Source organism: Chitinophaga deserti (assembly GCF_003149455.1).
Classification (GTDB): Bacteria; Bacteroidota; Bacteroidia; order Chitinophagales; family Chitinophagaceae; genus Chitinophaga; species Chitinophaga deserti.
Genome location: NZ_QFFK01000003.1, coordinates 56,758 through 82,833 on the forward strand (window position 1 = coordinate 56,758; position 26,076 = coordinate 82,833).

The 26,076-nt window shown below is 46.9% G+C and carries 20 protein-coding genes; 5 read left to right on the forward strand and 15 right to left on the reverse strand.

Going from position 1 to position 26,076, the window contains the following annotated elements:
* Positions 1-119: 119 nt before the first annotated feature.
* From DEV76_RS07515 to DEV76_RS07525, 3 genes are all read left to right on the forward strand, one after another.
* Positions 120-1,652: a TlpA family protein disulfide reductase gene (locus DEV76_RS07515; protein ID WP_109696793.1), complete on the forward strand. Its 1,533-nt coding sequence runs from the start codon at positions 120-122 to the stop codon at positions 1,650-1,652.
* The gene (locus DEV76_RS07520; RefSeq protein ID WP_109696795.1) at positions 1,649-2,851 is read left to right on the forward strand and encodes a TlpA disulfide reductase family protein; all 1,203 of its coding nucleotides are present in this window, start codon (positions 1,649-1,651) and stop codon (positions 2,849-2,851) included. Before DEV76_RS07515 ends, DEV76_RS07520 begins: the two co-directional genes overlap by 4 nt.
* A gap of 245 nt (positions 2,852-3,096) precedes the next feature.
* Positions 3,097-4,173, forward strand: a complete 1,077-nt coding sequence (locus DEV76_RS07525) for an IS256 family transposase (protein WP_262509827.1) — start codon at positions 3,097-3,099, stop codon at positions 4,171-4,173.
* 143 nt (positions 4,174-4,316) lie between these two features.
* Here the strand turns inward: DEV76_RS07525 and DEV76_RS07530 are convergent, their stop codons facing one another.
* From DEV76_RS07530 to DEV76_RS07590, 13 genes are all read right to left on the reverse strand, one after another.
* Entirely contained in the window at positions 4,317-5,387 is a 1,071-nt protein-coding gene (locus DEV76_RS07530) for a hypothetical protein (RefSeq protein WP_157962766.1), read from the reverse strand.
* Positions 5,388-5,455: 68 nt separating this feature from the next.
* Positions 5,456-5,854 carry a hypothetical protein gene (locus tag DEV76_RS07535; protein WP_109696800.1) on the reverse strand — a complete coding sequence of 133 codons (399 nt, stop codon included), beginning with the start codon at positions 5,852-5,854 and terminating at the stop codon, positions 5,456-5,458.
* Positions 5,855-5,977: 123 nt separating this feature from the next.
* Positions 5,978-6,445: a MauE/DoxX family redox-associated membrane protein gene (locus DEV76_RS07540; RefSeq protein ID WP_109696802.1), complete on the reverse strand. Its 468-nt coding sequence runs from the start codon at positions 6,443-6,445 to the stop codon at positions 5,978-5,980.
* Positions 6,446-6,938: 493 nt separating this feature from the next.
* Complete coding sequence (locus DEV76_RS07545) at positions 6,939-7,385, reverse strand: hypothetical protein (RefSeq protein ID WP_109696804.1); 447 nt, start codon at positions 7,383-7,385, stop codon at positions 6,939-6,941.
* Between the two features lie 13 nt (positions 7,386-7,398).
* Positions 7,399-8,784: a hypothetical protein gene (locus DEV76_RS07550; RefSeq protein WP_157962767.1), complete on the reverse strand. Its 1,386-nt coding sequence runs from the start codon at positions 8,782-8,784 to the stop codon at positions 7,399-7,401.
* Between the two features lie 120 nt (positions 8,785-8,904).
* Complete coding sequence (locus DEV76_RS07555; protein WP_109696808.1) at positions 8,905-9,468, reverse strand: Crp/Fnr family transcriptional regulator; 564 nt, start codon at positions 9,466-9,468, stop codon at positions 8,905-8,907.
* Positions 9,469-9,885: 417 nt separating this feature from the next.
* Complete coding sequence (locus DEV76_RS26185) at positions 9,886-10,383, reverse strand: hypothetical protein (protein ID WP_232826899.1); 498 nt, start codon at positions 10,381-10,383, stop codon at positions 9,886-9,888.
* A 272-nt stretch (positions 10,384-10,655) separates the two neighbouring features.
* Positions 10,656-11,636 (reverse strand): MarR family transcriptional regulator, encoded by a 981-nt coding sequence (locus tag DEV76_RS07565; protein ID WP_109696811.1) that lies wholly within the window; start codon positions 11,634-11,636, stop codon positions 10,656-10,658.
* Between the two features lie 177 nt (positions 11,637-11,813).
* On the reverse strand, positions 11,814-12,650 hold the full coding sequence (locus DEV76_RS07570) for a sugar phosphate isomerase/epimerase family protein (RefSeq protein ID WP_109696813.1): 837 nt from the start codon (positions 12,648-12,650) through the stop codon (positions 11,814-11,816).
* Positions 12,651-12,745: 95 nt separating this feature from the next.
* Positions 12,746-14,350 carry an MFS transporter gene (locus DEV76_RS07575; RefSeq protein ID WP_109696815.1) on the reverse strand — a complete coding sequence of 535 codons (1,605 nt, stop codon included), beginning with the start codon at positions 14,348-14,350 and terminating at the stop codon, positions 12,746-12,748.
* A gap of 9 nt (positions 14,351-14,359) precedes the next feature.
* Positions 14,360-15,424 (reverse strand): HlyD family secretion protein, encoded by a 1,065-nt coding sequence (locus DEV76_RS07580; protein ID WP_109696817.1) that lies wholly within the window; start codon positions 15,422-15,424, stop codon positions 14,360-14,362.
* Positions 15,425-15,443: 19 nt separating this feature from the next.
* On the reverse strand, positions 15,444-16,760 hold the full coding sequence (locus DEV76_RS07585; RefSeq protein WP_109696819.1) for a TolC family protein: 1,317 nt from the start codon (positions 16,758-16,760) through the stop codon (positions 15,444-15,446).
* Positions 16,761-16,817: 57 nt separating this feature from the next.
* Complete coding sequence (locus DEV76_RS07590; RefSeq protein ID WP_109696821.1) at positions 16,818-17,264, reverse strand: MarR family winged helix-turn-helix transcriptional regulator; 447 nt, start codon at positions 17,262-17,264, stop codon at positions 16,818-16,820.
* A gap of 468 nt (positions 17,265-17,732) precedes the next feature.
* Here DEV76_RS07590 and DEV76_RS07595 point away from each other — a divergent pair, with 468 nt between their 5' ends.
* Together DEV76_RS07595 and DEV76_RS07600 are read left to right on the forward strand one after the other, a co-directional pair.
* Complete coding sequence (locus DEV76_RS07595) at positions 17,733-20,828, forward strand: SusC/RagA family TonB-linked outer membrane protein (RefSeq protein WP_198651980.1); 3,096 nt, start codon at positions 17,733-17,735, stop codon at positions 20,826-20,828.
* A gap of 11 nt (positions 20,829-20,839) precedes the next feature.
* Positions 20,840-22,480, forward strand: coding sequence for a SusD/RagB family nutrient-binding outer membrane lipoprotein (locus DEV76_RS07600; RefSeq protein WP_109696824.1), 1,641 nt, complete (start codon positions 20,840-20,842; stop codon positions 22,478-22,480).
* Positions 22,481-22,563: 83 nt separating this feature from the next.
* Here DEV76_RS07600 and DEV76_RS07605 read toward each other — a convergent pair whose 3' ends face one another.
* Entirely contained in the window at positions 22,564-23,430 is an 867-nt protein-coding gene (locus tag DEV76_RS07605) for a DUF4249 domain-containing protein (RefSeq protein WP_157962768.1), read from the reverse strand.
* Positions 23,431-23,435: 5 nt separating this feature from the next.
* Positions 23,436-26,027, reverse strand: coding sequence for a TonB-dependent receptor (locus DEV76_RS07610; protein WP_109696828.1), 2,592 nt, complete (start codon positions 26,025-26,027; stop codon positions 23,436-23,438).
* Between the last annotated feature and the right edge of the window lie 49 nt (positions 26,028-26,076).

Here is a 26,076-nt window from a genome sequence, read left to right on the forward strand (position 1 = left end):
TTACCACAATTCTCTCCCCCTTTTTAGACTTTCCACTCTCTATAAGTTAAATAGACCGCTGTGATGCTTGTCATATGCTTGTTTAACAAATAATATATTCTTGAAAAACACGAAATATCATGAGATCCTTTTTGCCAATATCAATACTATTCCTGCCATTTTTCGTACATGCGCAAGGTAAATCTGTACAAAATAACTTCTCAAATTATAAGATCCATACCGAAGAAAGATTAATTGTAGGAGACATAGTACCGCTATCAAAATATACTTTTACCGAAGTTAAAAACTATGAACCCCTCACTCTCAGATTAAGTGATTTTGCTGTGAAGAAAAAACTTATTATTCTAGACTTTTGGAGCAAATGGTGTACTTACTGCATTAGCGCTATGCCTAAGATGGAGGAATTACAACGAAAATTCAATGACGATATACAAATAGTATTGGTAACACGAAACACAAAGGAAGAGCTGGCAGATTTATTTAAAAGATCTAAAATTCTGCAAAACAACTCACTTCCTATGATTTTTTCTGACACAATTTTAACCAGCAAATTATTCCCACATTCCACGGAACCATATCACGTTTGGATAGCTAATGATGGGAGAGTTCTTGCTGCAGTAAATAGTGACCAGACAGACAAAGAGAATATCGAAAGCTATTTGAAATTTGGAAAAATAAAAGCAGTCCAGCGATACGAGGTTACAGAATCGGCACCAAAAGAAATCGCAGATCCGAATAAGTCACTAACTGAAATACTTAATGGAAAATACATCTCTGAGTTAATGTATCTTTCAAAAGTCCCTGAAGATTTTTCTGAAAAAATAGAAACTATAAATGCCCCTAGAGAATACATTTCACAATACTTCCCTAGAATGGGGAATCAGTACAGCCTTTTCCTTGATCATAAAAATATACCATCATATCCGGAATACAGATCTGCAAGTGAAAATATGCCACTTCTTGCAAAAAATGGTCAACAAATAGGTATAAAGTTATACCAATACACTTTGCTTTCTTTAATTGTACATGCTTACAGTGAATACTTCTCGAATGAATACGGGATGCAATACAATGGAAATTGGATTAACAAAGTACCTGAATACTATGAGGCAAAATCTGATACTACCAAACTATCTAGAATCTCTCAAACCAAATACTCATATGAACTTCAAATTAATAATTACACCAAAGAAAAAGAAAAAGCGATTTTGCGAAAAGACCTAGAGCGATGTTTTGGTATAAAAATGCATATTGATACCACTAGCATTGATCTTGTCAAACTACAAATTTGCGATACTATTGCTATTAAGAAATATACTACAGATCCAACAAATATATCCACGCATTCTTCTCAAGAAATTATTGCGCAGGACAGCATCGAGTTCATTAAATCACCCTTAGCTATAGTAATTAATTACTTTAATGAACCTTACTCGGAAGACGGAACTACTTATCTCATAAATGATACAAACATGTCGGATTACAAACTTGTATCAATAATCTTAAAAAATACAAATAGAAAACTTACGGACGAAAACATCTTAAAATTGAACGAAGAATTACAGAAATATGGATTCAAATTAAAAAAAGAAAGAAAAGTAGTAAGAGCCCGTATTATAGAAAATGCATTCACCAACAATCTATCAAAATGAAAATTTATAAACTATTCTCCATCTATCTTATTATTCTGGGCATATACCAACCTGGATTTACTCAGAATTTGCAAAATGAATATACTTTAGAATGCAAATTTACTAATCTCCCTGACGGAACACGTGCATACTTAAGAACTCAAGAAAGAGATACAATTAATTCTGTTATATCATCAAACGAAACCTTTACTTTCAAAGGAAAACTAGAAGATAATGGTCGTTTTTACTTTATTCACTTTGACTCAGTGGTAAGTAAAGTATCTAGCAACGCTATTTTCGTAACAAATTCAAAAATACAGGTACTGGGTAAACTTGGCGATAAGAAAGTCATAGTTTACAATTCACCGCAACAAAACGAATACATTACCCTACAAGAAATGATGAACAAACAGAATGATTTACTAAGTAAAAAATGGGAAATCGTAAACAGCAAAAACGCTGCAGTTAATGATGCATTTACCAGAAATGATTCTGCGACAATAAAGAAACTTAACAAGATAATGACAGATGAGATGAATGAAATTGATAAAGAAAGGGAAAAGTTTCATAACCATCTATTGGATTGGTTATTGGAACATCCTAATTCAATGATTACGGCATACACTTATACGAAAATTTTGGAAGCGCCAACTACAGACCTAAAAAAGATAAATAGAATTTATGACAACTTATCAACCGACGTAAAAAATAGTTACTATGGAAAGATAGCAAAAGAACTTCTTTCATTTAAAAACTCCACTGCTGGTATAGAAAAAATGGCAATTATTCCAAATTTTACTGTACTAGATAACCGTGGAAATGCAGTAAAGATACACGATTTAATAAAAAAAAGCCCCTTAACATTAATAGATTGTTGGGCTTCATGGTGTGCTCCTTGCCGTCAAGAAATACCTCACCTAAAATCCATTTATGAAACTTACAAAGAGAAAGGCCTACAAATAATTGGAATATCAAGTGATGTACAAAAAGACAAATGGATAAAAGCAATACAAGAAGATGGTACAGAATGGTTGCACTTTATTCAGGAATCAAATAAATCACTAACAAAGACATTTAGCATTCAAGCAATCCCGGCATATATATTAGTTGACAGCAAAGGAAGGTTACGTTCATTTGACTGTGCTCTGTCACACATTAAAAACTTTGGTGGCTCACTGAGAGGCTTAGATTTGGCAACATCCATTGATGCAAACTTATAATATATACTAATAAATTCACTGTACAGTCAGGTAAAAAGTCCTAAAACAAAAACTGTGTAAACATATAAAATCGGAGTTCTTATGAGCTGCGATTTTTTTTTAAATTTTAAAAATTACACAGAATAATGTAGGCAGAAGATTTATTATCAGACGATTTTTTGAAGCAATTTAAGACGGTAGAACAACTCAATGACTTCCTGGGAAAGATCCAGAAAAGAGCCATTGAAAAGATGCTGTAAGGCGAGCTGGATGGCCATTTAGGTTACGGAAAGAATGAGCAGGCTGATACTATTAATGCCCGTAATGGGTATGGAAAGAAGAAGATCAGAACCAGCTTTGGGGAGTCAGAGATTAAAGTACCGCGTGACCGTGACGCCAGCTTTAACCCTATGATCGTACGCAAGCGGGAAAGCATGGTGGAAGGCATTGAGGCGGTGATTGTGTCTTTATATACCAAAGGCATGAGTGTAAGTGATATTGAGGATCAGATTAAGGATGTCTACAAGTTCGAGGTATCCGCTGCTACCATTAGCCGAATAACCTCCCGGGTGGCGGAGGATATCGTAGACTGGCAGAATCGCCCATTGGAACCCGTTTACCTTATCGTTTGGATGGATGGAATCGTGTACAAGGTTCGTGAGAACAGCAAAGTAATCAATAAGACGATTTATATAGTCGTAGGGCTGCGTAAAGACGGCTACAAGGAAGTGCTCGGGATGTGGCTGGGCAAGAATGAATCAGCGGCTTACTGGATGACGGTATTAACTGATATGAAGGCTCGCGGAGTGGAGGATATCCAGATCACAGCAACTGACAACCTTAATGGATTTACCCAGACTATCAGGGCCGTATTCCCCCAATCTTCCACCCAGATCTGCGTAGTTCGCCAAATCCGCAATAGCTGTCGCTATGTGGTCTGGAAAGACAAAAAGGCATTTACCCAGGATATGAGGGATATTTATGCGGCGCCTACCCGCCAAGCGGCTGAGGCTGCTCTGGAGAGCTTTGAAGGCAAATGGGGCAGCAAATACGGGTATGCTATCAAAAGCTGGAAGGAAAACTGGGAAGAACTGACCGTTTTCTTCGACTTTCCCATTGATATCCGTCAAATCATTTATACGACTAACCTGATCGAAAACCTTAATGGGAAGACTAGGAAATACACCAGGAACAAACTCTCTTTCCCTACGGATGACGCTGTGCTCAAGTCCGTATACCTGGCGCTAAGGGAGGTGACAAAAAAATGGACTATGCCTATTAGGAACTGGGGTGTTGTCCTCCATCAGTTTTTAACTATTATTGAAAATAGAATCAAGATATAGGTACTGATACGAAACTCCAATTTTCTATGTTTACACAGTTGATGAGATAGTGCCCCCCTCACCACCGATACCTTTTCGCCAAATTCTATTGAACTACCAAAAGAATGGCAGTTACCAAGTAATCTAATTAAGGAGAAAATGCATTAGAAATATATTTCCCTAAGTACTCTGTCATTCAATTTAAAAATTGAACAATTTCCTCCTTCATAAAGTGCAATCAAATTATTATTATATACTTTAAACTCTTTTAACCGCTTATTCTTCCATGTAGGAATTGTTATACTTCCAATATATCTTCCATTCTCTCCATTATACATATCAATTGCACATATTTTACTAAACTCAGCATAAGTTTCATTATCCGCTTTCAATCCAGACAGAATAAAAACTACTCCATTAAACACATCAAGGTCCTTATTCACAATCTGCCTTGGCTTCTTTGGTACAATCTTCGTCACACCATTTTCATCCTGCATGCCAATTTCAACTTCGTTTACAATTGCAGTATCAATTGTACGACTTATGTATTTTAAATTCAGCATAGTATCCATACAATAAATACCATTCTGATACATCTGAGCGAAATATAAGCATTTAGTACGGCTATCATATTTCATTCTGCCATCCTTCTCAAAACCGCCGAATTGCTGTTCAGGAAAAATATCATGCTGTCGAATCACTTTTCCGCTTTTGGCACTCATAATCTTAAAAACTTGCCGAGCTTGTGTACTATCTAATCCACGAATCGCTAATTTATCAGAAGAAATTTGGGCAACACGAGTAATCAAATCCGTTTCAAGTTTCAATGTGTCTAATAAAAAAGCATCTAACGACCCTTTTAGTAGATATGATATTTCCATTCCATACATATACACATCCGGTGAATCAACATAAATACCCGGATCTCTTAAGCGTTCTGAATATGCAATGCCAAATAGCACTGTATCCTTTAGATTCAATGAGTAATCATACTTCATTATCCATCTCGGGTCTCCTCCTGAAAAGTAGATTTCAGAATCTGTCACTCCACTAATTTTTACAATTCGATCGCTAATTGACTGTTGCTCATTAGGCTGAGAGTAGTGCTCCAAGTAATTTCTTGTGAACCCATTATTCGCTCTATTTGGAATATCTGCTGCTTGAAGGAGAACATATAATGAAATCCCAATAAAAATTACTCCGCCAATCATTATCCAAAATATCGATCTTTTCATGTTTTCAACTATTAAGTTAAACAAGCAAGCCTGCCGAATCCGGCAGGCTTGCGCTAGCTTTTAAAATATTAAGGACGGCAGAAAACTGCGTCGATCTTTGCATAAGCATTTATGCGCTGAATACCATCTTTGTCAAAGAAAGTAAGCCTGGGCTGAGTGGCACAAAGAGGATTTGTAATTTGCACCAGTTTGGCGCAGCAGAATTGTGATTGTGTTTCTTGGCAATCAATGCTGGAAACAAATGCACCACCAAGAGCAGCAACTGCTTTTTCGTCCTGAGCCAGAGAATTTGCGCAAGAAGTCACATCAAAAACCAGCTGAAGTGGTGAAACACAATCAGAAGTTACACCAGTGTAGCAATTAGTAATAACAGCACGTTTTGCAACAGGTTCTGCCTTAGTAAAAGCGGTCAAACCGATAGCCAAAACAGCAACAACTGCAAGAATGCTAACATTAAAGCGTTTCATAATTTTCAATTTTTAAGGATTAAGAAATGATTATTTGTCCGCCACTATTAAGGCTGTGACGAGGTGCTTGGAACACCTGCCTTCGATGTACATCAAGAAGTTTATTTTGTAGAAAGGGTTATTCTATTGCATTGATTTGGCGAGTTTGCCTCCAGGTAAGTAATTAACTTTTTTCAAATGACTCTCAATAAAGATGGCAATAGCTGCCAACACAGTAAAAATAGCATTGAATATAAGATGCATATCCCATGTCATGGCTGCTAATATTCCACCACAGCTGCAGGGCAAATCATTAGCATAAGTCAACATGATCCAGATGTAGCCAGTGAACATTGCCATTAAAAGGAAGGATCCAAAAAGCGCCAGCATACGGGTCTTCTTGACAATAAGCCCCACTGCCAACAGCAACTCTCCAATTGGAATTGCATACGACACAAAATCAGGTCCCCACTGCATAAAAGGAGACTTTCTTAACTGTGAGATGAACGTTTCATGGTCCATCAGTTTATTAAGACCAGTGTAAACAAAAAGGATAATAAGTAGGGAACAAATAATTTGTTGCGATATATACAACAACCGTGTCTTGGTCATATTTGATGTTTTTGATGCAACGAAGGGATTTCTCTAACATTTACAGTTAGCGAATACTAATGGTCAACTCTAGTTTGTGTGTCTTGCTAAATAGTTACTTTCCTTTAGGTTCTCAATAATTGCGTACTCATTTACATAAGCAAATTAGTACTACTCACAGCAAAAAGATTGCAGTGGCAAAATAATTCTGAAATTTTATTCAGAATCTTATTGTGCCTATTAAAACCAGGCCATAATACTACTCGCTTTCCAGCTCTTAATGCGTTCTTACAGCAGTGAATACGCCAGCAAACCAGTCACCTACTGCCATATCCTACTGGGCTGAAAGAGTTTCTTATTGCCTCTTCTTGACTTAGGAAAAGAGACTTTTTAAAGGGATACAAATAAAAAACCCGGCGCCTCAGCTGCCGGGTTCCATTCAAACACTATATCCACGCATTACATAACTTATAATAGTATAATAAATGAAATCTAAATCCCTTATAACTTTTCATTAATCCATCAACCAAAAGGCCTTCTGGAAAAGATCGAATGCCTGGATGTGGTTATTCTTAATCAGAATGTACCTAGTAAATGCTTTCGAATCCGTGACAACGTAGGATCTGGTTGAGTACTCCGTCCTTAGCATTAATATTTGCAAGCTGTCAGGGGCTTGATCATATGGAACTACCTTCACTGCATCCCAATCTGCTCTCTTTAAATGATTCTGCAAGAATCCAACAAGGGTATTGAGCCATTTCTGCCGCAGCTCTCTTGATCCAATGGCAGAATCAACTGGATATCCAACTATAAACTTAGAATCCATTGTGTCGATACTCCATGATGAACTCTTCACATAAGTAAGAAACTCTCTTATAAGCTTCTCATCGGATGAATATGTTTGCGCATCGCTTTTAACGGCGACAAACAGGGCTATTATCAAAATTTGAAAGATCTTCATAAAAACGATTTTACTAATTGCAAGTCCCTACATTACCAGGAGATGATTGTTTTCTAAACTCTGCACCGGGCAATTTTCGTAGGTCTTCCCCAAAATTACCAGGATTCAAACCAGAGCCTAAAAACCATCGGCCCATTGTTCTGGGAATCTTTAGGCCGCACGCATCACTGATATCAATCACAAAATTAGTGCAGTTGTAAGTTTCAATGTGGTACACCCGTCTTGGATTCTCAACTAACCTAAGTACTTTATTCATTGTTGCCGCGGATACATTCACACTTAAGTTCACATCGCATTCAGTATTAGAATCATCCCCAAGTTGACTACCCGAAGAATTACTAAATACTGGAGTGATACCCTGGCTTGGATGAAACCCAACAGTACGTCGGACAATCTTACCACCAATATTCTGCTCAATAGATAAATAAGAGTGGCCAGCCAGCTCCCTGAATGAGATTACATCATCCCTGCCGGCTACCGGCTGATCTGCATAAAACGTAATCTTCCCCCCAGTTGTTCGCGAAAAGCACTTTAAATAAGCAATTACGTCATTAATAGGCTTATCCGGAGGCATCACCACCACAGCGTCCTCCCCTCCATACTCCGTCCCCATACACCCGGCAGAGGGGCCGGATGATCCCCCACTGGCTCCGGTCCCACCTCCGGAGGCTCCCACATACCCACTGCCTCCATAATCGACCCAGATGTAATTGTATACGCAATCTGTGGTGGTAACGATGTTGCCCACGCAATTCCCTTTACCATCGCCGGTACAGGCAACGGTGGTGTAGCAGGTAATGGATACGGTGTAAGCCGCTGCACGGATGCTGTAGGTACCGGCAGGCCCGCTTCTCCTGGCCTGCTCGAGTAGACGGCGTTCGGAACGTGTCATCATGCAGTGGTCCAGCACTTCCCGGGGCGCCCTGGCGAAAATGCGCTGGTTAAACAGATCGGCAGCTATGAAGATGTGCCTGGCTCCTGCCCGGTTACGGCCGTTGTTGTAGCCATAGCGCTCCGGGTTCCGGGTGTCTATTATCCGGAACCGGAATCGATCGGCACCGTTTACCATGGCGAGGAGCCCCCTCACTTCCCGGGCCTCCCTGTCTATCAAAGGGACCATAGCGGCAGGTACACCAGCTTGTTTGCCGAAGGTGGCATATTCCCATGCAGGAATGCCGATGGTAGCCATTACGCTATCCATCCAGGGCCGGGTGGCTTCACTGACCATTAAAGAGTCGGCATACGTTATGAGCCTGCTATCCGCAGTGCCCGGAAGGTTTGTAAAGGCATGTGTGAACCGGGGTACTGCAGCAGGGTCGGTGCTTTTTCTGCAGGCAAACAATAAGCTCATCGCCACGACGAGCATCCACATGATTGGGGTGTTCCGATATGGTTGCATAAATTTTGAGGTTAGGCAATAAATGTATCCCACCAGGCCTATTCACCAGATGGATAAAAATCAAATAATTGTAGACTGAAGCATCATACAAACTCATTGGTGAGCCTGCATCGGGAAGCATCATATACTCCGCCAGACACCATCGGGATATTCAGGAAAGGCGGCAGGCACCGCCCAGCTCGCATCTACCGCTTTGATGCGGTTATCCATGGGCCCGCCATTCACTTCATTAAACAGGCAGCAGATCCGTTTAAAATCGATGTGCCTGCGGAAGATGGCTATAAAATGAGACCAGTGCAAGGTGATGCAGGTAGTATCTTCCAATACAACCAGCTTTTCATAACTGGGTTTTTGCGAGTTGAAGCTTTCCAGGGCTATCACATTGGCAAACGATGCCGCAAACTCGCAGGTGTCTACTTTATTATCCAGCTTATTCTGGACAGACACCTTCCCCACATAAGGAAAGAAGAAGTGATTGCAAACTTCCCCGAAATCGACAATAACAGTACCTTTTTTGAAAGTAACCGTTTCGCAATACCTGCGGATATCGTTATCGCAGGCTACGGAAAAACCGGAATCAATTCTCAGGAACATCAGGATCAAAGTCCCGAACAAACTGCGTTGCTCATCGATAGGCACGCTTGCCGCCAAGCCCTCTGCTATCATGTGCTGCCATGAATTCATATAGACGTGTTTATGAGGTTACAATGGTTAACTTGGGGCGTATCAAAAGAAAACTTGCGGTGCGAATGTATTTCATTTTGTAATACCGCCCAAAAAGGAAACTACATGTAAATAGTACGCATATACTATCAGATTTGTTAACCCTCTGGTTCAAGATCAGGCTTGCAAAGTTGTTTGATATCTGCCGTTCAAATTAGGGTCTCAAGGCAGTGGAAGGCAGTGTAGAGGCAGTCTAACCTTAGTGTAATGGGCTTCTAAAGGCAGTACCAAGGCAGTCCGGAGGTAGTAAAAAGGCAGTGAAGAGGCAGGAAAATTTGATGCAAAGCATCCGTTGAATGACTAAAAAATAAAAAACCCTGCCAATCAACGACCTATCGATGTATTGCAGGGTTCCTGAATTGTGTATTACATATTAATTCAGGCTTTCTGTGACACTAACCCAAATGTTTGCTCGATCTGATCAATAACCTGTTCCAGTGTCACTCCGGTAATCCCCAGGTTTTTAAGCAGCGCTTTTACATCGGGCTGCTCCTGCTGCAGGATTTCAATAAACGACCGGAGGTCAGTTTTGATAACAGCGGGGCAATCAACCGTGATTTCTGGTGGAAGAATGGCCGTTAAACGGATTACATCTTTTCGATGCTTGACTATATCGTCTTGCTGCACTTTTTGTCCTTCTGCCTCCCGTTGCCTGTTATTTAAAAATGCTTTTGCCTTCAATACGATCAATGCAATTTCACTGGCATGGTGCAATCCCTCATAAATAGCAGTATGAGCCAATGTGAAATGATAATAATCGTCATCCAGTAATATAGCGGAGAGGCTGGAAACTTCTTCGCTGGTAGGGATATCAGTAAGATACATCCCTTCCATCTCCCGGATCGGGTCAGGTTTCCGGGAAAACAATTCGATCATGTAAGGATAAAACTCTGCCTTGGGTGCAATGAACCGGTAAAATTGCCGGTTACTCCCCTTTTGCGCCAGTACATATTCCCCATCTTTAATGAATTGCCAGAAATGCGTTACAAACGTATCTGTTAATGCTTCTACTATAAGGATAATATCCAGATCCTTTGTAGCTCTGAAGGCTACACCGCGCTTATCAAAGTGCCGGTCGCAGGCACTGCCGCCTATTAGAATATAATGTCTTGTAAATTCTTTAAAATGCTCTGTGAAAATTTCCAATCCTACAACCATGATGTTTCATGCATAATTTGACGTAATGAAGCTTGTATTCGTTCGTCTTCATGGTCCTTCATGGTCAGATACAGCGACAACCTGTCAACAGCTTTGCCTTTTGACAGTACAGCAGGATCATAATGCCAAACCTGCAGCATGTTATTACCGAATTTCTTATGAAGCCCGTCTAAATTGGATTTGGAGAAACGGAATATTTCTTTGCCTGCAACATAACACTTTTGCTGAGCATCAGCTAATAAACTGTAGTGCGACAAGGCGGTTTCGCCGCCATATTGGAGATGGTCGATATTGAATGTTTCATCACTGTACCAGGTTTCCCTTACCGGGCTTGTAAGGTAAGGCAGTGCCTGTTCCCATAACTCCCTTCCCTGCTGGCCAAACAACAGTGATTTTTCTTTACTCCCTTCTACCTTTAACAATCCAAGACTGTGTAAATCCTGTATGGATCTGGTAATAGACATTGGTGAGTATTGGAGTATCTGGGCTATCTCCTGGAAGGGCAGTCCCTCCAATGATTTAACCTGTAAATGATACAAAAGTAAAAGCTGCGCAGGCGGCTTCAACTGCTGTTGTGCTGCAACAAACTTTTCCACCGGTTGATGGCTCCCTTCCTTTATTTGCATAAACAATTGCGGGATGTACATCTGGCGAAAAGGCTCCACGAAACCTATCTTTTTTTCAATAAGCCTTTTACGTTGCCAGGTATCCAAACCATCAAATACAAATACAACAGGAACATTTCCGGCTACATCCTGTATTGCCCGGCTTTGTTTTGTAAGCTGATCCGGGGTTGGCGACTCCGGGCTTTTGATTACTGCCCATAAAACTTTTTGGGAAGACAGGTGCCCGGAAAAGAGGGCATAACTCCCTTTCAGATACAAGGGCAATTTCCTGTTCTTTTCCTTTTCAAACCGGGGTAATTCCATCACCCCAAATGTTTCCTTTAAATATTGTTGCAGTGCCTTCACAATACAATACTAACATAATTTTGCACGCTAACAAAATTTATGTTAGTGTGCAAATTTTTGTTAGCAATGAGATTTAATGACCCTAAACTACTGAATATCAACTAAAAACAAAACACCCTGCCCACCAGTACATACAATACCGGCCGGCAGGGCGCAATAACTATCATTAATTGGCTGCTACTTCACCACCGCTCTGATCACCCCTTCAAAGAAGCCTTTCCCTTCAGCGATACCCGCTAAAGGATCCGCCATGTTCTTTTCATATTCTATGCTGCAGATGCCTTTATAATTGATCTTTTCCATCGATTGCACGAAACCGGGAAAGTCAATGACGCCACGGCCGATCTCCGTAGGTTTACCCTGGTTGGAGGCAACAGTTACATCTTTCAGGTGCAGGTCAAAGATGCGTTCTTTGTACAGGCGCATCGCCTTACCAGGCTCTTCCCCTGCACGCATGGCATGACCGATATCCAGGCAGATACCCATCCGCGCATCGCGGTGCTTAATGAGGTCGTACACATTCTTAGGACCGGGATACAATTTGTCTTCCGGACCATGGTTGTGGATAGCCAGCCGGATGTTGGTGGCTTTGATCTTTGCCTCGGTATAATCCAGCAACTCAGGATTAGGCACCCCTACGATCATTGGCACTCCTACCCGGGCAGCGTAAGCAAAGGCTTCATCCACCGCTTTCTCGGTTTTCATGTAGATCACCCCTACGGCGTACACCTGGATCTCTGCTGCTTTGAACTTGCCCAGCACTTCCGCAATCTTTTCGGGGGAGCTGTTCAGCGGCAGGTGAATATCTTTTACGGAGATGTAGGAAATACCGGCACGCTTCATCTGTGCAATGGCCTCATCCACACTGAATTTGGCGAAGGTATAGCCTGCCATCCCCATAGGGAACGATTGCCCCTTCGGCTTAGGCGCCGCAGCTACCGCCATCACGGGAGCAGCCGCGGTAGCAGCCAGTCCCATCGCAGTTTGCAGCAGGAAGTTTCTTCTTGTAGACATATGCTTTACAGGATTATTTTGGCTCAATATGGTGATTTTCCGGGATTTTTTACCCCCGGGCTGATTTCCAACGTTGTAAATGCAGTTTCTTCCCCTTACGCGGCTGCGGCAGCAGCTGCAATGGCTCCATCCCCGTCATCGTCCCGCCTTCTCCGCAACCGTTCCTTAATAGGGGTGCCGGATATAGCCCGGGAAATGGTCACCATCCGGCGGAAGTCCAGCCGGCCAAAGTGGTGGGTGAACACGTAAGTGAGTACGAAGAGCCCGCCGATGCATACATACCCGTAGAGTGTTTTGGTGGCATCCAGCAGTGCCTGCACCTGCACAGGTGCATACAGGGCCATACCGCCGTTGTAGCTCACTCCGTCCATACCCGCGGCAAGGTTGGCGGCGCTTTGCCATTGGAGCTGGTATTGCGCCCAGGAATAGATGGCTGCAAAGAGCGCCACTCCCACAAAGGTACGCACCACCATGAGTACGCTCACTACGGAAAGCATCTGATCCATGGGCAATGTACTCATGGCATAATACCATATGCCGATAAAGAGTATGGTCATCCCCAGTCCTTTTATGATGCTGATGGCATAGAGGTATTCAATATCGATCACGGGAGCCATGAGGAAGTACATGCTTACGCTGTATACCATGAAACAACTAAAGCCCCCGAGAATAAAGTATTTGAGATGCCAGCCGCGCTTAAAACCAATCACCCCCATCACCCCGCCAAGGAGGATGCCCGGCACCATCCATGCATAGAGCTGTGCGTTGGTATACGCATCGTAGCCCAATACGCCGCTCGTATAAGTGGTTTGCACCGCGGCAGTGCCCATGAACACACCAAGACTGAACAGGAGCAGCATGCCATGCCAAACGGGTGTTTTACGGAAGATGCGGAGGTTGATGAAAGGATTTTTATGGGTAAGCTGCCGTACGATGAACAATGCCGTAAGGCCGACAAAACCCAGAGATGCCCAGCGGATGGAGGCAGAAGCGAACCACGCCTGCTGACGGGCAAATATCAGCACATAATCCAGCAGCAGGAATGCGGCGGCAAAGAGTGCCATGCTCCACCAGTCGATGCCAGTGAGGGGAATGATCCGGCCGCTGCGCTTATTGTGCATAAACACGATAGCCAGCAGCGCATTGATGAGCAGTACGCCTGCCATGGCATAATACACGGCCTGCCATTCCGATTGGTAGGCCAGTCCTGTAGTGCCCCAGATCACGAGCTGGCTCGTTACAATGCTGATGGTATAATACAGGGAGTAGAACTTACCGCGGTCACCCGTGGGTGTGATGAGGAACATAATGACCGGGATCATTTTCAGCAGGGCCATCATTTTAAAGATCCCCATAAGAAACGAGGCCCCTACTATCACCAGCGGCTCCGTGGTTACGGCGCAAAGTACGGATAGCAAAGCCAGGGCCACGAAGCAGCCTGCCAGCACTTCCTTACCCCGGAAACGCCTTTCCAGCCGCAGGATAACAGGTACCACGGCGCCCATGCCAATTACGTTGGCATAGTTGGCCATGGAGATCACTTCGGTATAAGTACCCAGACTGCCCACCATATCTGCGATGTTGCCGGTGTAAACACCTGCGGCTGCCAGCACGGGCAGTTCAAACAACCCGATCAGGAGCAGCGCCAATGGCTTGGGCACCCATTTGTGAAATAGTCCGTTATCGTATAACCTGTTCATTTTATTCGCTTATTCCAGTGTTATGACCACGTTCATCCCGGCACGGAGCAGGGCGAGGTCTTCCTTTGAGTTGTCGTTGGTAAATTCTATGCGTACGGGTATGCGTTGCTGCACCTTCACGAAGTTACCGGTGGAGTTGTCTACCGGCACAGAGGCGTACCTGCTGCCCGTTGCGGCAGATATAGCTGTTACTTCGCCGATATATTCCTTATCGCCCAATGCATCTACCTTAATGCGGAGCTTGCGGCCGGGCTGTATCTTATCCATCTGGCGCTCGCGGTAGTTAGCCGTCACCCATTTCTGCTCGCTGGTTACAATGGTTGCCAGTTGCTGTCCAGCCTGCAGGAGCTGTCCATCGTTGATACTGCGGCGGCCTACAAAGCCATCGTGCGGGGCGGTGATAACCGTATAGCTGAGATTGAGCTGTGCCATCTCCAGTGCGGCCTTCGCCCGTTTAATCTCAGCATCGTTCAGCGCAAGGCGGGAGGCGGTTTCATCGGCAGAAAGACTGGTGGTGTTCCTTTGGTTTACCAGTGCCTGGTAGGTGGCCTGCTGCGCTTCGTACTCGGTTTTCATCTGCTCGAACTGCTGGCGGGTAACCGCATCATCCTGCAGCAGGCTTTCGTAACGTTTATAGTTTTGTTCCGCATTCCACAGCCGGGCTTTTGCCCCGGCAATATTCGCTTCCGACACACCGATGTTATTACGCACGGTACGCACGGAAGAAGCCGTGGTGTGTTTGGCCGCCAGTGCATTGGCATAGGCTGCCTCTGCCTGTGCGAGGGCGGTTTGCAGTTCGCGGTCGTCGATCACCACGAGGGTATCGCCCTGCTTCACGGGCTGGTGCTCGATAAAGCGGATCTCTTTAATGTATCCCGGCACGCGGGTGTTGATGGGATTGATGAAAGCTTCTACCTGTGCAGCATTGGTATAGCTGCTGTCGCCCACATGAAAATATGTCCGCAGCACCCATATGAGGGCTGCCGCGATGAGCACAAAAGCAGCGATGTTGATGTACACCATACGCCGCTTGTGCCGGCCTGTTTTACGATTGTTGTTATGTTGCGTTGCCATTTTTTTACAGTGTTGAGGTTTATAATTGTCCGGTGGTTTTGAGCAGCTGGTAATACGTGAAGAGGATATTGATTTCCGCGTTCGTGTATTGCAGCTCTGCATCCAGCTTGGCGTTAGTGGCATCGAGCAGGTCTACGGCCAGGGCCAGCTGGTTGAGGTATTTCTTTTCGATGATGCGGTAGTTTTCGTCGGCCAGCCGCATGTTCTGCTCCAGCGTATGCCATTGGGTAATGGCTTCGTTGTGCTTCACATAGGCTGCGTTTACACTAACACCGGCCTGCTGTATCCTTTCCGTTTCTGCTTCGCGCAGTTGCGCAACCTGCAGCTGTGCCTGTTTAATATGTTTAGGTGCGGTGTAGATGGAAGCAATGTTGAAAGAGAGGGTAAGTCCTGCCTGCCAGCCGTTGCTGTATGCATCCAGTGCCGGACTAACAGATGTTACCGGCCGGGTAAGATTGTTACCTGCATAGGCCGATAATGAGGGCAGCCTGTCGGCTTTTGTGATCTTCACACCTGCTTCCGCGATCTCAGTACTTTTAGCCGCCATTTTAATATCGGGCTGATGGCCGAGGGCAAGGGCCTGATAGTAGCGGAGGGTTTCTATTTTGGGCTGCTTATGCAGCATGGTAGTATCCGGGTGGATGAGCAGCTCATCCGGCAAACTGAGCGCCGTGGTAAGCTGCTTATTGAGGATATTGATGTTGTTGCCGATCACGTTTTCGGCCAGCTGCAGGTTAGACAGCAGCAGCTCGTTCCGGATCACATCGTTCCTCGTCACCATCCCTTCCGCATGCATGCGCCGGATGTTCTTCAACCGCTCCCCTGCCAGTACGATGTTATCGTGGTACACCTGGCGCTGGTTGTACAGCTTGTACAGATCGAAGTAATTACCGGCAGAAAGCAGTTTCATATCCTGCGTGCTTTTCTGCAGGCTCAGTTCCGCCAGCTGTTCCTGCAGCGATGCGGCGGCGATGTTGTTCTTCACCGCATTGCCTTTGAATATCAGCTGACTGGCCTGCAGCGCAAACGAGTTCGCGAAGTGCGGCATGGTGAGATGGGTGGTGTTGGAAAAACTCCGGTCGATGAGGATGGGGTTACCAATGTACCCTGCTCCGAGGGAAGCGTTGAGTCCGGGCAGCTGCTGCAGCTTCGCCACTTCCGTTTTCTGCCGGGCAACTGCAACGCCGGCTTCCGCCACCTTCAGGGAAGGATTGGCGGTTTCGGTGAGGTGGAAAACCTCCTGCAGCGTCATCACCCGCCGCAGGGAATCCTGCGCACGGAGTGTGCCCGTTGCGAGGGTGCTTCCTGTTATCAGTATGATGAATATCTTTTTCATTATCTTATTTCGTTAAACACTATATTGTTAAATATTTAACCATAAGGGTAAAAAAACTCAGGATGTGAGGTTTTGGCGCATTTTGTGGAGCAGGGCGCTTACCTGTTCCATTTCCGGGAGACTGATATCGGTTTCTATGCGGCGGAAGAAATCGTCCAGCGCGGGGGTGAATGCTTCCATGTATTCGCGGCCTGCTTTGGTAAGGGCGATGATCTTGTTCCTGCGGTCGGATGGGTCTTCCGTGCGTACCACCAGCTTCCGTTTGCTGAGGTTATCGATCAGTGGGGTGATGCTGGCCTTGTTCTTAATGAGCAGATTGGCGATCTCCTGCTGGTTAACCTCGTGGCCGCGCCAGAGTACCAGGAGGAGCTGCATCATCTCGTAGGTGATATCATAGTTCCCTTCCCGGATCTTCTTCTGGATAAACTGGCGCATGGCGGCCCGCAGGTTCGAAATTGCGTCCAGTACATTCCTTATGTGATCAAATTCTTTAGATGGTATCATATCGATTGCAAAGATACGCCAATATTAGTTAAATATCAAACTGTCTGGCAGATGGTGAAAGGAGGTAAAACTGAATGCATTCATTATCAATGAGATGCATTTTGGGTAATGGGGCACTCCGGCCATAGGGGGTTTCATGCAATAAAAGTAAAGCGCCTGAAATCAATTCGCAAGCTTATGTAATAAAAAATAATCCCCTGCGGGTGAATCTGGTAATTTTTGCGCTTATATTAGTGTCATAATCAGCTATTCCATTAAGGGACCTGTTTTTTCGGAAATCGTCAGTTTAAGAAGCTTATTCCAGGATCTAATCGAAACCAGTTAATTATCAAAATCAAAATCGCTATTCCATAACACACTGGAAACTCAAAACACGCACGCCCTGACGGGAAGACACCCTTATGCCGTAAAGCATCCAAAGTCATTTATTTATCGACCAATTGTAAATCCTTCACAAAATCAGCTACCATGAGAAACATGCTCAGGGTATTAACGGCGCTGTCGTTAATACTGTGTTTGCTGCCCCTCGCCTCCCGGGCACAGCAGCAAAAAGCCATTACGGGAGCCGTATTGTCTGACGACGGTACTCCTATGCCCGGCGTCTCTATCCGGATCAAAGGCACCACCCGCTTTGCCCAGTCTACTCCTTCGGGTCAGTTCACCATCCAGGCAGCCAAAGGTGAAACGCTCGAATTTTCCTTCATCGGCTATGTTACGCGGGACGTGGTGATCGGAGACGAAAGCCAGCTCCGCATCATCCTCGAAGCCACCTCCAGTGCCCTCAACGAAGTGGTGGTTACCGCCATGGGTATTAAGAAAGAGCGGAAAGCACTGGGGTATTCGGTGCAGGAGATCAAATCTGCCGAGCTGCTGAAAAACAAAGACCCCAACCTTATCAACTCCCTCAACGGTAAAATCGCGGGTATCAATGTCACCAACTCCGGCGGCGCTCCCGGATCCTCCGCCTCTATCGTGATCCGCGGCGGTACTTCCCTCGAACGCGATAACCAGCCCCTGTTCGTGATAGACGGGATGCCCATCGATAACTCTACCGGCCAGGGCGATAACAGCGCCTTCGACGGCTCCGTGAACCTCTCTACCACCAACAGCAACCGCGCCATGGACATTAACCCGGAAGATGTGGAGAGCATATCTGTGCTGAAAGGTCCGGCTGCGGCAGCGCTCTATGGCATCCGCGCAGCGAACGGCGCTATCGTGATCACCACCAAAAAAGGACAGGACGGCGCCGTAAGCGCTTCCCTCACCTCGCGCTACCTCACCAACTGGGTGAACCGCCTGCCCAAACAGCAGGACAAATACCGCCAGGGCTCTTACCTCAACGGTACCCCTATCACTCAAACCACCCGCTCCTGGGGCGATGCGTTTAAGGATGGAGAACCTGTGTATGATAACCTCGGCGACTTCTTCAAAACCGCCAATGCTTACGATAATGCCCTCACCGTTTCCGGCGGCAATAAAACCGGTAACTTCTTCCTTTCGGCCTCCAACCTGCAGCAATCGGGTATTATCCGCACTACGGATTATAAACGCAGCACCCTCCGTTTCAATGGCGAGCAGAAGATCGGGCGTTTCACGTTCGGTGTAAACGCTTCCTATGCGCGTAGCGCCACGCAGAAAACCCTCACCGGCTCCGGCCTCTGGGGTGCTAACGGCTCCGGATATATGGAAAGCATCATCGCCTGGCCGCGCAGTGATGAAATGAAGAACTGGCTTACGCCTACAGGTACCAAGCGCCGCCTGCTTCCCGGGCTTGCTTTGGATGATGATATCGACAACCCTTACTGGGTGCTTTACCGCAACCCGCAGGGCGATAAAAATACCCGCGTGATTGGTAGCGCTTATACCAACATCAAAATCACCGACTGGCTGGATGCTACTTACCGCCTCGGGATAGACAACTACACTACCCAATACCGCAGCCTTATTTCAGAAGGATCGTCTGTTAAGGCGGCCTGGCAAAACGGGATGCTCTCACAAAGCGATCAGGTGTTCAATTACGTGAACTCCAACTTCATGCTCAATTTCCACAAAACCTTTAAAAAGGATTTTGACGTGAACCTGCTGGTGGGTACCACCACGGAAGATTACTGGAAGAAGTCGGTGAGCAACCGCGCCGAGAACTTCCTGGTGCCGGGCTTCTATTCCATCAACAATGCGGATAAGCAAAACCAGTATTTCAATGAAAGCCTGATCCGCACCCGCCTCGTGGGTGTATATGGCGACCTCCGCCTGTCGTACAAGAACTTCGCGTTCCTCAGCGCCACGGGCCGTAACGACTGGACCTCCACCCTTATGCCCGACAACTGGTCGTTCTTCTACCCCGCCCTCAGCGGCAGCCTCGTATTTACCGAGCTGATGCCGAAGAGCAGTATCCTGTCTTTCGGTAAGATCCGCGCCAGCTGGGCGCAGGTGGGTAAAGTAGCGCCTGCTTACCAGACCGCTACCTACCTCAAACCCTACGAGCTTACCATCGGCGGCGGCTTCCGTAACGAATGGACGCGTGGTAATCCCAACATGAAACCGGAAACTACCACCTCCACGGAGATCGGTACTGAGCTTCGCTTCCTCAACAACCGCATAGGGCTGGATGTGGCGTATTACATCAACAACAGCCGCGACCAGATCCTGCAGCCCCGCGTATCCAACGCCACGGGCTACATCCTCAGCTACGTGAATACCGGAGAGATCGAGAACCGCGGTATTGAAGTGAGCATCAACGCTACGCCCATTAAGAAGCGCGACTTCAACTGGGATGTAATGCTGAACATGTCGAAGAACAAAGGCAAAGTGAAATCACTCCCCGGCTCCATTCCCATCCTGTATGTAACCGATGTACAGGTAGGTAATGCGAAAGCAGCGTCCTTCGACGGCGGTAATTTTATGGGGCTTAGCGGCTCCAAGTGGCAGGCGGATGCGGATGGCAACCTGCTGCTCGACTGGAAAACCGGTTACCCGCTCACTTCCGCACTCACCACTTCCAACGTTGGTAACCGCGAGCCTAAACTGCTGGGCGGTTTGAACAACAGCTTTACCTACAAACAATTCAACCTCTCCTTCCTTTGGGACTTCCGCGTGGGTGGAGATGTGTACAATGGCACCGAGTGGCTGATGGTGGCATATGGCCTGAGCAAAAACACGGAAGACAGGGGCAGCAAAACTACCTTCACCGGTATGTCGCTCAACCCCGATACCAAAAAGTATGAATCCGTAACCCGTGAAGTAGTGAAAACGGAGAAATACTACCGTGAGATCTATTCCAACCACGCACCCTTCTTCATCGAAGAAGTAAACTGGCTGCGCCTGCGCTCGGTATCGCTCAGCTATAACGTACCGCAAACCTGGCTGAGTCGTGCCAAATGGATAAAAGACGTATCGCTGACTGCCACCGGTACCAACCTTGCGCTCTTCACCAACTATTCCGGTATGGACCCTGAGATCAGTGCCGCCGGTGCGGGTGTGATCGGCAGTGGTTCAGTGGGTGTAGACTATGGCGGCGTACCGGCTACATCCGGCGTTGCAATTGGTTTGAATGTTAAATTTTAAAAGCTAAGGGAATGAAAAACATTATCTATATACTTGGGATCACCGCCATTTCACTGTCCTCCTGTAAGAAGTGGCTGGATGTGAATACGAATCCCAATTCGCCCAACTCCGATGCGCCCAGTGCAGAACAGCGCCTCCCACCCATCATTACGCAGTTTGCCGATGGTTATGAAAGCTCCGGTACCCGTGCTGCTTTCATTGCACAACAGCTGACCTCCACCACCGGTTCCGCCAACAACTACAACCTTTCCCGCTGGGTTTCCAATTCTTCCAGCGCCAACTGGCCCTGGCAGTGCTGGTATGTGAACACGGCGGTGAACATACAGCCCCTGATCGATGCGGCTACCCGGGTAGAAGCCTGGCATTATGTAGGCGCAGGTAAAATCATGAAAGCCTGGGGCTTTGGCACACTGGCCGATTTCTATGGCATGCTGCCTTATGAGGAATTTGACAATGCTGCCGTGCTCACGCCTAAATTCGACGATGGCTCTTTGGTACAAACCAAAATCCTCGCCCTGCTCGATGAAGGTATCGCCGATCTGAAAAAGACACAGGGCCCCAACGCCCCTGCCCTGTCTAAAGGTGATGTGCTTAACAAAGGGAATGTAGACAACTGGATCAGGCTGGGCTACGGACTGAAAGCCCGCTTCCTGAGCCATACCAACAAAAAGGCAGGCTTCAATCCGCAAACCGTGCTGGATGCGCTGGCGAATGCTCCGCAAACGGATGCACAGAGCTCCATCATGCAGTACGAAGATCAGACGCCGGTAACAAGCGCCGCCCGGGAAGCACTGCAGTACACCAACGTAGCCGCCACCGCGCGTGTTACCAAACTGTACATGGATTATATCCTCAATAACTACACCGGCGCCCCTACCGGTGCAAACAATATGGTGGATCCGCGTATCGACAGTCTGGTTCCCAGCGCCTACGACGCAACGGGGGCTAAGTACCGCACGGTTGGTGTGGATATGACTTCTGAAGTTCCCAAATCAGGGCCATCCAGCTATTCGTTCGACAGTAAAAACGGATACTACACAGATAAGAATCCTGATTCCATCTACATCTTCCTGCGCCCCACCCCGCACCCTTCCGTGCCGGGCCGGATACAATCCACAGGTACGTTCTACACCCGCCGTGGCAGCAAGGGATTACTGCTTACGAATGCAGAAATGCGTTTCCTCGAAGCAGAAGCCCACTTCCGCCTCAATCATCGTGGGGAAGCGCATACGGCGTACAAAGCGGGTATCCGCTCCCATATGTCGATCATGAAAATTCCACCGGCAGCCATCGACCAGTTCCTGGCCAGCACCTCCGTGATCCAGGACCCGTCGCAGCTTACGCTAAGCCATATCATGATTCAGAAATTCATTGCCATGTCTTACTCTGTAGAAAACTGGGTAGACCTTCGCCGTTTGAATTTCTGTGCGGATGCGGGCGGTAACTACAACGAAGCTACGGGTGTATACAAAGGCTGGAAGCGCCCTTCGCATGTATTGCCCGAATCGTACCCCAACGCTACCGACTGGCCACGGAGGTTTGCAGTAGCCAGCTACGAGATCAACTTCAATATCCAGAAGGTATTGGAGGCTAATCCCAATGCTGCCAAACCTACTTATCTTAACGAGCCCATCTGGTGGGATAAACCCTGATCCTGTTCATTAATGGCCAAATAAAAGCGGCGCTCCTGGGAACCGGGGCGCCGTTCTTGTTCTAACCTTATTGAGCGTTGTTTTTATGGTTTATAAGTGAAGTACTGAACGGTCATGCCACCAACGATACCCAGTCCGTTACGGATATTGCTGTGCACCGTTACTTTCTCCCCGATATCATCGCCCCGCCTGTTACGCTGTAACTGGGCAGAGCGAAAATATTGATAAGCATCCCGTGTAAGCTGGGATACTTCCAGGTAAAATTCATCTGCATAGCTGAGGCTTTGTGTTCTGAAATGGTAAAGCGGGCTGCGGCCGTTGAAGAGCGCATCATCCAACAGCACTTCATCTACCCCGTCATCACCAAACAGTTCCCAGTTTTCCGTACCGTCATCTTCCAGTCTTACCGGGGTAGTTCCTGTATAAGTATGCCCGTTATAGGTGGTTTTGTAAAACAATCTTACACGATAATAATTTCGTTCTGCACCATCATCGAACACCCGGAATTTAATACTGTAGTTAGATACATAATTGCCAATCATAATGGGTGAAAAGCCTGCCTCTATCCGGGGTACGGGAGGAGGAATAACATCTTCCCCCTCAGCCAAGGGAAAACCGGGTATTTCAGCGGTTACGCGGTAACGGGTACCCCGGCTCAGCTTTCCCTGGCTGAAGAAAGTTATCACATTGTGCGCTGTCTGCCGGGGCTGTAGAGTTTCCTGGTAAACACCGTCTGCATACAGTTTCACCGTGGCATCTCCCCGGTGGTATACTCTATATTCCTCTGCAGCGGAGCTGTGGCTGACGGTAACTTTCAGCAGGCTGTCGTGCTGAATGAAGGTATTTATGACGGGTTTCGTATATCCTCCCGGCCAGTCGAGTTCATACGTTTTATAACAACCGGCCACGGCAAATGCTGCCAGTATGTAAAGGAGATATGTTTTCTTCATAATCATTACCATTTAAGTTGATAGGAAATGCTGGGTAGTATAGGCATGAAATTAACAGACCTTACACCCAGCTTACCCGGTGTAACATCGCGCCAGTTCTGTACCACAAATGAGGGATTAAATCGGTTGTATGCGTTCAGGAGACTTACGTTCCATGTACGCGTCATGCCGTTCTTTTTATGTTTGATGAAGTTAACGCCAAGGTCGAGGCGGTGATACGGCACCAGCCGGATGTTGTTACGCCCTGCGAATTGTTCCACTCCGCCAAATCCCGGCATTTCAGCCTGTTCGTAACGCCCTACGGCAACGGTGAATGGTGCGGCGCTCTGATACATCCAGCTGCCGGTGAGCTCGATACCTTTCGTGAGCTTATACGACAGTAATATGTGCAGATCATGTCTTCGGTCGTATTTGTAGGGGAAAGGCTGCCCGTTACTTACCTCATCTATCTGACGGTTAGACCACGAGAGGGTGTAACCGATCCACCCGGTTAAGCGGCCCGTTGATTTACGGAGCAGTAATTCCATCCCGTAAGCTTCTCCCTTTCCAGCTGCCACATGTTCCTGCCAGCCGTCAGACAATCCGGTGGTGAGGTAACCCGCACCATCTTTATACTCGATGATGTTGCGCATGTTTTTATAATACCCTTCCGCGGTGAATTCAAACTTCCCCTTCCAGAGGTTCTTCGCCACACCCAGTGCAAACTGATCCGCCTGCTGCGGGCGTATCCTCGATGTGGCAGGCACCCAAAGATCAGTGGGCAGCGACAGGGTATTGTTGGCCAGCAGGTGAATGTATTGCGTCATACGCGACCAGGATGCTTTCAGCGCCCAGTTACCCGGCAGCAGGTAGCGCATACTGGTACGGGGCTGCAGCGACTGGTAGAACCGGCCCTGTACCGCAAAAGCGCCCCAGTGGAGACCGATATTGGCTTTAAAGCGGGGGCTGATCTCCCAGTCGTCTTCCGCATATACATCCAGCTCCGTTCCTTTGATACGTTGGCTGGAATTGGTGGAGTCCATCACTACCTCACCATTTTCGGTTTGCTTCTGGGAAACTATACCGGGCGTAAAAATGCGGTACATGGAAGAAGCCCCGAAGCGGATGGTGTGCGCGGGGTTGGGCCTGTAATCGAAATCGATCTTACCGCCATAATCTTCGATCCCTGATTGCAGCATTTGCCGGTTAGAGTTGATTTCGTCTTTAAATTTATCTTCCAGATAATTGTTGATCTTCAACCGGTAGCGGGAGCCAATAAGCATGGCATTGGAAAAGAGTTTCGGGGAATATACATGGCTCCATCGCAACGTGCCGGTATGGTTTCCCCAGCCTATATTGGCATCAGTAATGGCATAATCGTTGGGCGCATTCTCATCTTTTACATCCCTGTATTTGAAGCGCATATGATCGCGCCCGCTGTACACACTAAAGTAGAGCTGATCCTTTTCGGAAATACGGTGGTGCAGCTTGGCATTGATGTCATAGAAGTTGAGCATGAACTTCTCCGGCGCCTTCTCCCCTTTTTTAACGAATGGCGTGGCAATGAGATCGGGGTAAGAGCGGCGGGCTGATATGATGAAAGAGGTTTTGTCTTTTTTCAGCGGTCCTTCTACAGACAGCGAAGCCGCCAGCAGTCCAATGCTGGCTTCCCCATGCATTTTCTGCAGGTTGCCATCTTTGGTGGTAATATCAACAACGGATGAAAGGCGGCCGCCATAACGTGCAGGGAAAGCGCCTTTGTAGAGGGTCACATCTTTTAACGCTGCGGTATTGAAGGTAGAGAAAATACCCATGAGGTGCATGGGATTGTACAGCGGCGCACCATCCAGCAGGATGAGGTTCTGATCGGGCGTACCGCCTCTTACCAGCAGGGCGCTGGTGCCTTCAGTGCCCTGTTTTACCCCGGGCAGCATCTGCAATGTTTTGAACAGGTCTTTTTCTCCCAGTATTCGGGGTGTGGAGCCTACCATGGCGATGGGTATGGTGATACGGCTCATCTGTGAGCTTTGCTCAACAGATTCATTTTTAGCTCCCTTTACTGTTATTTCTCCCAACGTCTGGCTCATGGGTTCCAATGCGAAATTGAGGCGCGTATCGGGCTGCAAAAGCAGCGTGGTATCGAGCCGGCGGTAACCCATGAACTGTATCTGCAGGCGAAGGGAATCTGCAGGCAGGGTAAGACTGTAATACCCGAAAGTATTGGAAACAGTGCCCTGCCTGAAATCGGGTACTGCCATTACCACACCGGGCAGGCGCTCGCCGCTCACAGCGTCGGACACAAAGCCGCTGAGGGTTTTGGATACCGGGCGGGGAATAATGAGCACGCTGTTCCCCTGCCGTTTAAACCCAAGTGCCGTGCCTGCCAGCAGGCTAGACAGCACCACATCAGGCTCTGCATCTTTGAAAGTACGTGCCGGTACTGTAATGCCCCTGGTGCGGGAGGTTTCGAAAGAGATATGCCAGCCGGTTTTAGCTTCCAGCTGGCGGAAGGCCGTGTCAAGCGTGGTACGTTGAAATGTGATGGTGATTCTCCCGGATTGCCGGGCCGAAAGGCCCAGGCAACACAGGATCAGCATACTGGTTAGGTAAATGCGCATGGTTCGCGTTTTGTGAATATTGAGGCAATACATGGCCTGGCCGCAATGC

Coding starts and splice junctions, on each gene's coding strand:
- DEV76_RS07515 (WP_109696793.1), top strand. CDS start 120: ATGAGATCCTTTTTGCCAATATCAATACTATTCCTGCCATTTTTCGTA.
- DEV76_RS07520 (WP_109696795.1), top strand. CDS start 1,649: ATGAAAATTTATAAACTATTCTCCATCTATCTTATTATTCTGGGCATA.
- DEV76_RS07530 (WP_157962766.1), bottom strand. CDS start 5,387: ATGAAAAGATCGATATTTTGGATAATGATTGGCGGAGTAATTTTTATT.
- DEV76_RS07535 (WP_109696800.1), bottom strand. CDS start 5,854: ATGAAACGCTTTAATGTTAGCATTCTTGCAGTTGTTGCTGTTTTGGCT.
- DEV76_RS07540 (WP_109696802.1), bottom strand. CDS start 6,445: ATGACCAAGACACGGTTGTTGTATATATCGCAACAAATTATTTGTTCC.
- DEV76_RS07545 (WP_109696804.1), bottom strand. CDS start 7,385: ATGAAGATCTTTCAAATTTTGATAATAGCCCTGTTTGTCGCCGTTAAA.
- DEV76_RS07550 (WP_157962767.1), bottom strand. CDS start 8,784: ATGCAACCATATCGGAACACCCCAATCATGTGGATGCTCGTCGTGGCG.
- DEV76_RS07555 (WP_109696808.1), bottom strand. CDS start 9,468: ATGAATTCATGGCAGCACATGATAGCAGAGGGCTTGGCGGCAAGCGTG.
- DEV76_RS26185 (WP_232826899.1), bottom strand. CDS start 10,383: ATGATCGAATTGTTTTCCCGGAAACCTGACCCGATCCGGGAGATGGAA.
- DEV76_RS07570 (WP_109696813.1), bottom strand. CDS start 12,650: ATGTCTACAAGAAGAAACTTCCTGCTGCAAACTGCGATGGGACTGGCT.
- DEV76_RS07575 (WP_109696815.1), bottom strand. CDS start 14,350: ATGAACAGGTTATACGATAACGGACTATTTCACAAATGGGTGCCCAAG.
- DEV76_RS07580 (WP_109696817.1), bottom strand. CDS start 15,424: ATGGCAACGCAACATAACAACAATCGTAAAACAGGCCGGCACAAGCGG.
- DEV76_RS07585 (WP_109696819.1), bottom strand. CDS start 16,760: ATGAAAAAGATATTCATCATACTGATAACAGGAAGCACCCTCGCAACG.
- DEV76_RS07590 (WP_109696821.1), bottom strand. CDS start 17,264: ATGATACCATCTAAAGAATTTGATCACATAAGGAATGTACTGGACGCA.
- DEV76_RS07595 (WP_198651980.1), top strand. CDS start 17,733: ATGAGAAACATGCTCAGGGTATTAACGGCGCTGTCGTTAATACTGTGT.
- DEV76_RS07600 (WP_109696824.1), top strand. CDS start 20,840: ATGAAAAACATTATCTATATACTTGGGATCACCGCCATTTCACTGTCC.
- DEV76_RS07605 (WP_157962768.1), bottom strand. CDS start 23,430: ATGAAGAAAACATATCTCCTTTACATACTGGCAGCATTTGCCGTGGCC.
- DEV76_RS07610 (WP_109696828.1), bottom strand. CDS start 26,027: ATGCGCATTTACCTAACCAGTATGCTGATCCTGTGTTGCCTGGGCCTT.